This is a genomic window from Marinobacter antarcticus (assembly GCF_011049865.1).
Lineage (GTDB): Bacteria > Pseudomonadota > Gammaproteobacteria > Pseudomonadales > Oleiphilaceae > Marinobacter > Marinobacter antarcticus_A.
This window is the reverse complement of sequence record NZ_DRGY01000061.1, coordinates 1-6,829: the sequence shown is the minus strand read 5'-3', so window position 1 is coordinate 6,829 and position 6,829 is coordinate 1. Positions and strand designations below refer to the sequence as shown.

Here is a 6,829-nt window from a genome sequence, read left to right as displayed (position 1 = left end):
TGTTAAAGAACACGGCGCAGCTGTTTACGCTGTTCGGCCTGGCTAATTTGGTGCTGGCCCGCAGGCTAAATCCGTCTCCATGTTCTTAAAATGCGCCTAAAAGTCGAGATTAAGGCAAAAGGTTGGCGATTTTGCCGCTAAAGTATAAATGTTGAGTGCTGAACGAGAAAATAAATTAGCTCTCAGGCCGAACTCCGTTGGCTTGCGATTAGTTGTCGTCTCTCGTTAATTGATCAGCGTTTCCTTAGGTATGCTCATATCCGTGATGGTATAGAGCCCGATCTCGACAAAGCCCTTGATGTCGTCAGATAGCTCAGACGCACATTCATATCTGCCTGTTATGCAAAACAATTGGGTTTTAATATTTATATATCTATGTATATATATCTAAAAGTCATAACGTTATTTATAAAAATTATATAAGATTTGAGATTGTCGTAATTGTTTAACGGAACAGGCCAGAAGTATCTCAAGCAATTGTAAAAGAAGCAGATAGTTGAAAAAAAAGAAGTACGTTTTAACTGACTTTGTTGGCTTAAAAAGCGCTATAAAAATCAAAAAAAATCTCATGGTGTTGATGTTGATAATATTAATATGACACACAATTTGTAAATAAATGTCAATTTGCGTATCTAAAATTCAGGAGCTATAAAGCTAGATGTCTGAGAATTGCGATGCTTCAGATAAAAATACAAAGCCAAGAAGGATCCGACGAATGTCATCTATAAACATAAAACGCAATAAAGCTTTTTTGCTTGCAGCATTGATTGCAGCATCTGTCGCACTTAGTGGTTGTAACGACAGCAACAACTCAAACGATAAAGGTCAAGAGGGAACGTCTTCAGTAACCATCAAGCGAGATAGCTATGGCGTCCCCCATGTCTACGCTGAGAACACCTACGATCTTTATTACGGCTATGGCTATGCTCTGGCAGAAGATCGTCTTTTCCAAATGGAAATGATTCGGCGATCTGTATTGGGAACCGTATCTGAGGTGTTGGGCTCAGATTATCTTCCACTGGATCGATCCTCTCGAAGTGGCTTCAGCCCGGATTCAATTCAGGAGCAGATTGCGGCCCTGCCTAAGGAGGACAGGGATATATTTGAAGGGTACGCAGATGGTTTCAACAAGCGCATTGAGGAAGTACTCGCCAAACCAGAGAGTCTGTTGCCTAAGCAGTTTAGTGATTTTGGGTTTGCCCCAAAGTCTTGGACAGGGTTCGATGTGGCGATGTTATATGTGGGCACTATGGCTGGTCGCTACTCTAATAGTTCCAGTGAAATCCGCAATCTGTCTGATTTGCAGAACCTCCAGGACGAACTGGGGGAGGCGGACGGTCTCGCCATGTTTGATCAACTTCGCTGGATTGAAGACACTCTTGCTCCTACGACAGTCCCGCGGCAGCTTGGGGTTAACAGTTTTGTAAGCGTGGGTGAGACGCAGAGTGCATCTCCCGACGGGCAGCACGCCAAAATTGATGGTGAGCCTGCAAAAGTTGTAAGCATTCATGATCGTTTTGCACCTGTTTCCGCCTCAATTCTAACCGCGCACAGCGTTCAGGAAGCGGCATTTAAAGGCATTGTCAAGCTCGAGGACAGGCCTGTTGCCAGTAATCTTTGGATTGTCGGTCCGAATAGAACATCAGATGGGTCCACGATCCTCAACAATGGTCCACAGTTCGGTTGGTTTAATCCGGCCTACACCTACAGTATTGGCCTCCATGGCGCGGGCTATGACGTTACGGGGAATACCCCCTTTGCTTTGCCTGTCGTTTTATTTGGTACCAATAACCAAATCTCATGGGGCGCTACCGCGGGCCCGCTCGACGTCAACGATTATTACCAACTCAAGTTGAATCCAGGCAATCAGTACGAGTACTCTTTTGACGGTGAATACCGTGAGATGGACAAGCGTAGAGAAGTCATTCGCGTTAAAACCGAAGACGGTTTTGAAGAAGAGGTGCTCGACATCTACTCAAGCGTTCACGGCGTTGTTACAAGCTTCGACGTTGCGAACAATTCTGCCTATGCGTTCAAGCGGAGCTGGAGTGGTTATGAAATTCAGTCACTGATGGGCTGGATCCACTCTATGAAAGCCCAAAACTGGGACGAGTGGTTGGAGCAGGCCGAGCAGGTGGCAACAACCATCAACTGGTATTACGCAGATGCATCCGGAAACATCGGATACGTGTCGCCGGGCTACTTGCCCATCAGACCTCCGAGCCAGGACATCCGCCTTCCGGCTGTAGGTGATGGAAGCATGGAGTGGCAGGGTTTCAGACCCTTCAGTGAGGTTCCAAAAGTATACAATCCAGAACAAGGCTACGTGACTAACTGGAATAACCAGTCTGCTCCCGGAATCGTTGCGTTGGGTGATGGCGCTAACTGGTCCGTTGTTGACCGGGTTAACGAATTTAAAGAGCGAATTGAAGCCAAGCCCGTTTTATCACCTGAGGAAGTCCGGGATCTTAATCGACTAGCTGCACTGTCCGATACAAATGCCCGGTATTTTATTCCGTACATCGTCGATTCCGTTGACAACTTAGCTTCAACTGACCCCGTGCATGAGGCAGCGATGCGGCTTTCGCAGTGGTCTATGTTGAATACCAATAGTGATGGGGATGGGTTTTATAACGAAGTGGCCGTAACTATATTCCGAAAGTGGCTTCCTATCATGTATGACGCCGTACTTAAGGATGACATACCGGCAAGTGTCTACTCTGCTTCAGCGGGATATCCGGTTGTGACTGCGGGCGGAAGTACTGGCCCTGGTCAAAGCTCGAAGTATCTCTATAACGCTTTCCTGGGTGAAGGCGCGGGTGTAGATCAAACGTTCGACTTCTTCAACGGCGCGACACGCGAAGAAAAGTTGGCGATTGTGAGAGAGTCTCTGGCTCAGGCTGTCAACGAGTTGGAAACAGAGTTTGGTCCGGATCGGAATGACTGGTTAACAGTTGCTGCCGTTCACCGATTCAACACCAAGAATTTTCTTGGTGTTCCCCAGGCAAACAGTTCTGAACAGTTGGAACTACCGACTTACATGAACCGTGGAACACAGAATCACCAGGTTAGCTTCAGTGGCGATGGTGATGTGGCCATGTGCACGGTAGCGCCTCCTGGGCAAAGTGGCTTCGTCGCTCCCGATGGCGCGAAAACGGCTCACTATGATGATCAGCTTGAGCTATTCCGTGATTGGAAATGCAAAGATGAACACCTGACTGCCCAAGCGGTGCAGGACAACCTGGAGTCCGAGATCCGCTTGACAATTAATCGCAACTAATGAGGATAGGGTGGGGCACGTGTGCCCCCACATCTTTTTCTCTATGCCTGCGTCTGTGACGAAGCCTAATCGGCCGTGGACAGATGGCTACGAATCAGCACAGCTAATTGCTTCGCGGGCTCTGAAGGCCTTCCGGATGGCCGGTGCAATGCGATCTCGACGGATTGCAACGCGGGCATTCCGCTGCGCTCGTCCAGCACTCGCAACTGCGGCGTGAGCATATTGCGTGTGATGACCGCCACGGCCAACCCGGCTGCGACGACCGGCATGAGACCGGTCATCGACTGGCTGGAATAGGCCATTCGCCAATCTCGCCCCGCGTTTGCCAATGCCTGCTCGGCAACTTCCCGGAATACGTCGGCGCCGGGGGAGTACAAAGCCAGCGGTATCGGATCGGTGAGCGATGGTTGGGCGTCGGCACCGACCGCCCACAACAGTGGCTCCCGCCGGATGACCTCTCCGCCCGGGGACCGGGACTGACGGGTAACCACGGCCAGGTCCATGTTTCCGCTCTGAACCTGCTTCAACAACTCAACGCTTGATCTGCAGGTAACCTGGAGCTGCACCGCCGGAAACTGCCGGTTGAAGTGAGACAGTACCGAGGTCAACAAAAACGCATAGTCCTCGGGAATGCCAAGATTCAGGTATCCGGAGATCTGGCGCTGCTGCACGTCATCAACGGCTTGATTGTTAAGTTCCAGCATCTTTCGGGCATACCCCACCAGCTTCTGTCCCTCCGCAGTGAATCGGATGCGGCGCCCATGCTTTTCGTGAAGTGACACGCCAAGCGCCGTCTCCAGACGATTCAGTTGCATGCTCACGGTCGACTGGGTGTAGGCCAGGCGCTCCGCTGCGGCGGTGACAGTGCCTGTGTCCGCAATGGTCACCAGCGTGAGGAGCATGTTCAAATCCAGAACCCGCGTTCTCAAAGTATCAACCTTATTGATGAAACATATCAAAAACCATTGATGTTGTGATGAATAATAAAGGGCTAGCCTGTCACTGTCGAATTCAATCCACCTCTTTCCAACCCATTCATAGCAACAGTTACAGTAACAGGAGTCACGACGGTGCGTACGACCACACATTCTTCCCGCCCTCTTTATGTCAGTGTTATTGCCGCACTTTTTGCCGTTGTGCTCTGGGCCGGGGCGCCCTTACTGGTTGATATCGCCAGTTCGGTGCCTCCGTTCCAGCTCACCACTATTGCTCTGCTCAGTGGTGCCTTAGCGGCGTTGCCGATGAGCATTCGCAAACGGCGTGGGCGCGGCGATCAAGTGGTGCATGTGCCGATCTCGCTGAAATGGAAGTTGGCGATCTATGGTTTGGTACCGGCTTTAATACTCGGAGCCATTGGCGGTTATCTGACGGGTGTTGGTATGGCTCCGACCGCGGAAGCGGCATTGATCACCTACACCTGGCCGGTGATGTTTATTGTTATCAGTCAGTGGCTTTTTCATCGCAGAATTCCGCTTCCTGTTCTGTGCGGCGCACTCATTGCGTTCTCAGGCGCCGCGGTGCTGCTTTCGCCGGACGCGGGGAGTGCGGGGTTTTCGCACTATCTGACCGGGTACGCGTTGGCCCTGATGGCTGGCTGCTGCTGGGCGGTGTATTCATGGATTTGCCAGGCGGCACCCATTGCGATTGCACCCGTTATGCCCGGCCTGTTTTTGCTGGCGGCTGTCGGCGCGGCGTTCGCCGATGTTCTGTCCGGTGGCGCTTTCGGATTGCCGTCCGGCCTTGCGCTTGTCGCCGGCGTTGCCCTTGGCGTCGGGCCTTATGGACTTGCCATGGTAGCGTGGGATCTGGCGCTTCGTAACGGGCCTGCCGCGCTGGTGGGAAGCCTTGCCTATGGCGTTCCGGTATTGGCGGCGGCCTTTCTGGTAATCGCCGGTGTTGCGGCTCCGGACTGGCGGTTACCGCTTGCGGCATTGCTGGTGGTTGCAGGCTCCGTGGTGGCCTCTATAAAGCGGAGTGAGATCGCCTGAAATGCTGATGCAAACGTAATAAACTGTCGGCTGACGGACTCCTCGCAGCCACCCGGTGACCTATTAAAAAGCCAACACAGCAAACCTTTCAGAAACGGCCGGCGGATGAGCCCGGCCAGAACTTCGTGGCGGTGTGTGTATCGCTCACATTCTGCTTTGTTGTCTACTCAATGCTGCTGGTTACCGTACCGGTTTATGGCCTTGAGCTCGGTGCTTCGCCCCTGATGCTGGGGGTTATTCTAAGCTCTCAGTACTTGCTGCCTTTTTTGCTGGCCATTCCTTTGGGTGGCGTGGTGGCGCGCCACGGAGGCCGAATTCCGCTGGTGGCCGGCGCGCTTTTTATGACTCTGGGCTTGCTGCTGATGCAGTTTCTGCCCGGCTATTACGGGCTCATTGGCGGCCAGTTGTTCGTCGGATTGGCGCAGCTTCAGATGGTGCTGTCGGCCCAGACGATTATCTCTTCGCTGGCGACCGGCCCTAAACTGGAAAGCTATTTTGGTTGGTATGCCACCTGGCTGTCGGGTGGGCAAGTCATTGGGCCTCTGCTGGCGGGTGGGTGGATTCATTGGGCAGGTGGCGTTGGCAACCTGTTTCTGGTTATGGCGGGCATTGCTTTGCTGGGTGGGCTTTTCGGCCTCGCGCTGACTGGCGATGCGGCCCGAGGCATGTCAGTGACCGGCAAGCAGACAGGGTTCCGCGCCCAGGCTTCACTGATACACCGTAATACGGGCGTTCAGGTGTCTATCGCGATTACGGTCGCGGGTATGTTTGCATTGGGCATACACGGCAGCTATCTGCCTGTTTATCTCGATAGCCTGGAAATGAGCGCGGTGATGATTGGCGTTCTGGTCAGCCTACGGTCGGCCGTTTCCATGGTCATACGGCCGTTCATTCCACGGATTATTGGCGCCGTTGGCGGGCGTGAGAAGGCAACTCTGTTGGCGCTGAGTGCTATGTCTTTAGGCCTGGCGTGTATGGGATTTTCGGGTAATGCGCCGGTTATCGCGCTCTTGTCAATTCTGGTGGGCCTTGGCGGAGGCCTCACGCAACCCCTGTCGATGGTCGTTTTGGCAGAAAGTGTGCAGCGTGAACAAAGATCCGGAGCTCTGGGTATGCGCCTTATGGCCAACCGTGCCGTTCACTTTGTGGCGCCGCTGTTGTTCGGTGCCGTCTTGGGTATGGGGGGTTTCAGTTTGTCATTTGGGCTTTCAGGTGTGTTTGTCGCCCTGGTGGCCATGTTGCTGATGCGGTTGCACGGCCGGCACCGAACTTCCGGGCCCGACGCTCTAAGGTAAGCGCATAATTATTTGGCGCTTCCTATCGGTATTGCCTGAGTATTTTTGATCTCCCGCAGTGCGAAGTTGGAATGAACTTGCGCGATGCCCTGAAGAGTGAATATCTTTTCGTTCAGGAAACGGTCATAGCTGCTCATATCCGGCACAACCACCCGCAATACAAAATCAGCGTTGCCGGTTACCGCGAAACACTGCAGCACCTCGGGGTAACTACTCACCTGCTGTTCGATCTGGGCGGTGCTGTCTATGGTGTGCCGCTGCAGAGA

The 6,829-nt window shown here is 52.7% G+C and carries 5 protein-coding genes; 3 read left to right on the top strand and 2 right to left on the bottom strand.

Annotation, left to right across the window (positions count from 1 at the left end):
- Window positions 1-715 precede the first annotated feature (715 nt).
- Window positions 716-3,280 (top strand): penicillin acylase family protein, encoded by a 2,565-nt coding sequence (locus ENI00_RS08160; protein ID WP_304101199.1) that lies wholly within the window; start codon window positions 716-718, stop codon window positions 3,278-3,280.
- Between the two features lie 65 nt (window positions 3,281-3,345).
- Here the strand turns inward: ENI00_RS08160 and ENI00_RS08155 are convergent, their stop codons facing one another.
- Window positions 3,346-4,182 carry a LysR substrate-binding domain-containing protein gene (locus ENI00_RS08155; protein WP_304101197.1) on the bottom strand — a complete coding sequence of 279 codons (837 nt, stop codon included), beginning with the start codon at window positions 4,180-4,182 and terminating at the stop codon, window positions 3,346-3,348.
- Between the two features lie 168 nt (window positions 4,183-4,350).
- On the opposite strand from ENI00_RS08155, the gene ENI00_RS08150 reads away from it, so the two are divergent.
- Window positions 4,351-5,268, top strand: coding sequence for a DMT family transporter (locus ENI00_RS08150; protein ID WP_304101195.1), 918 nt, complete (start codon window positions 4,351-4,353; stop codon window positions 5,266-5,268).
- A 125-nt stretch (window positions 5,269-5,393) separates the two neighbouring features.
- Window positions 5,394-6,563: an MFS transporter gene (locus tag ENI00_RS08145; RefSeq protein WP_304101193.1), complete on the top strand. Its 1,170-nt coding sequence runs from the start codon at window positions 5,394-5,396 to the stop codon at window positions 6,561-6,563.
- A gap of 8 nt (window positions 6,564-6,571) precedes the next feature.
- Here ENI00_RS08145 and ENI00_RS08140 read toward each other — a convergent pair.
- On the bottom strand, window positions 6,572-6,829 hold a 258-nt coding region (locus tag ENI00_RS08140; protein WP_304101191.1), incomplete at its 5' end, for an Lrp/AsnC ligand binding domain-containing protein.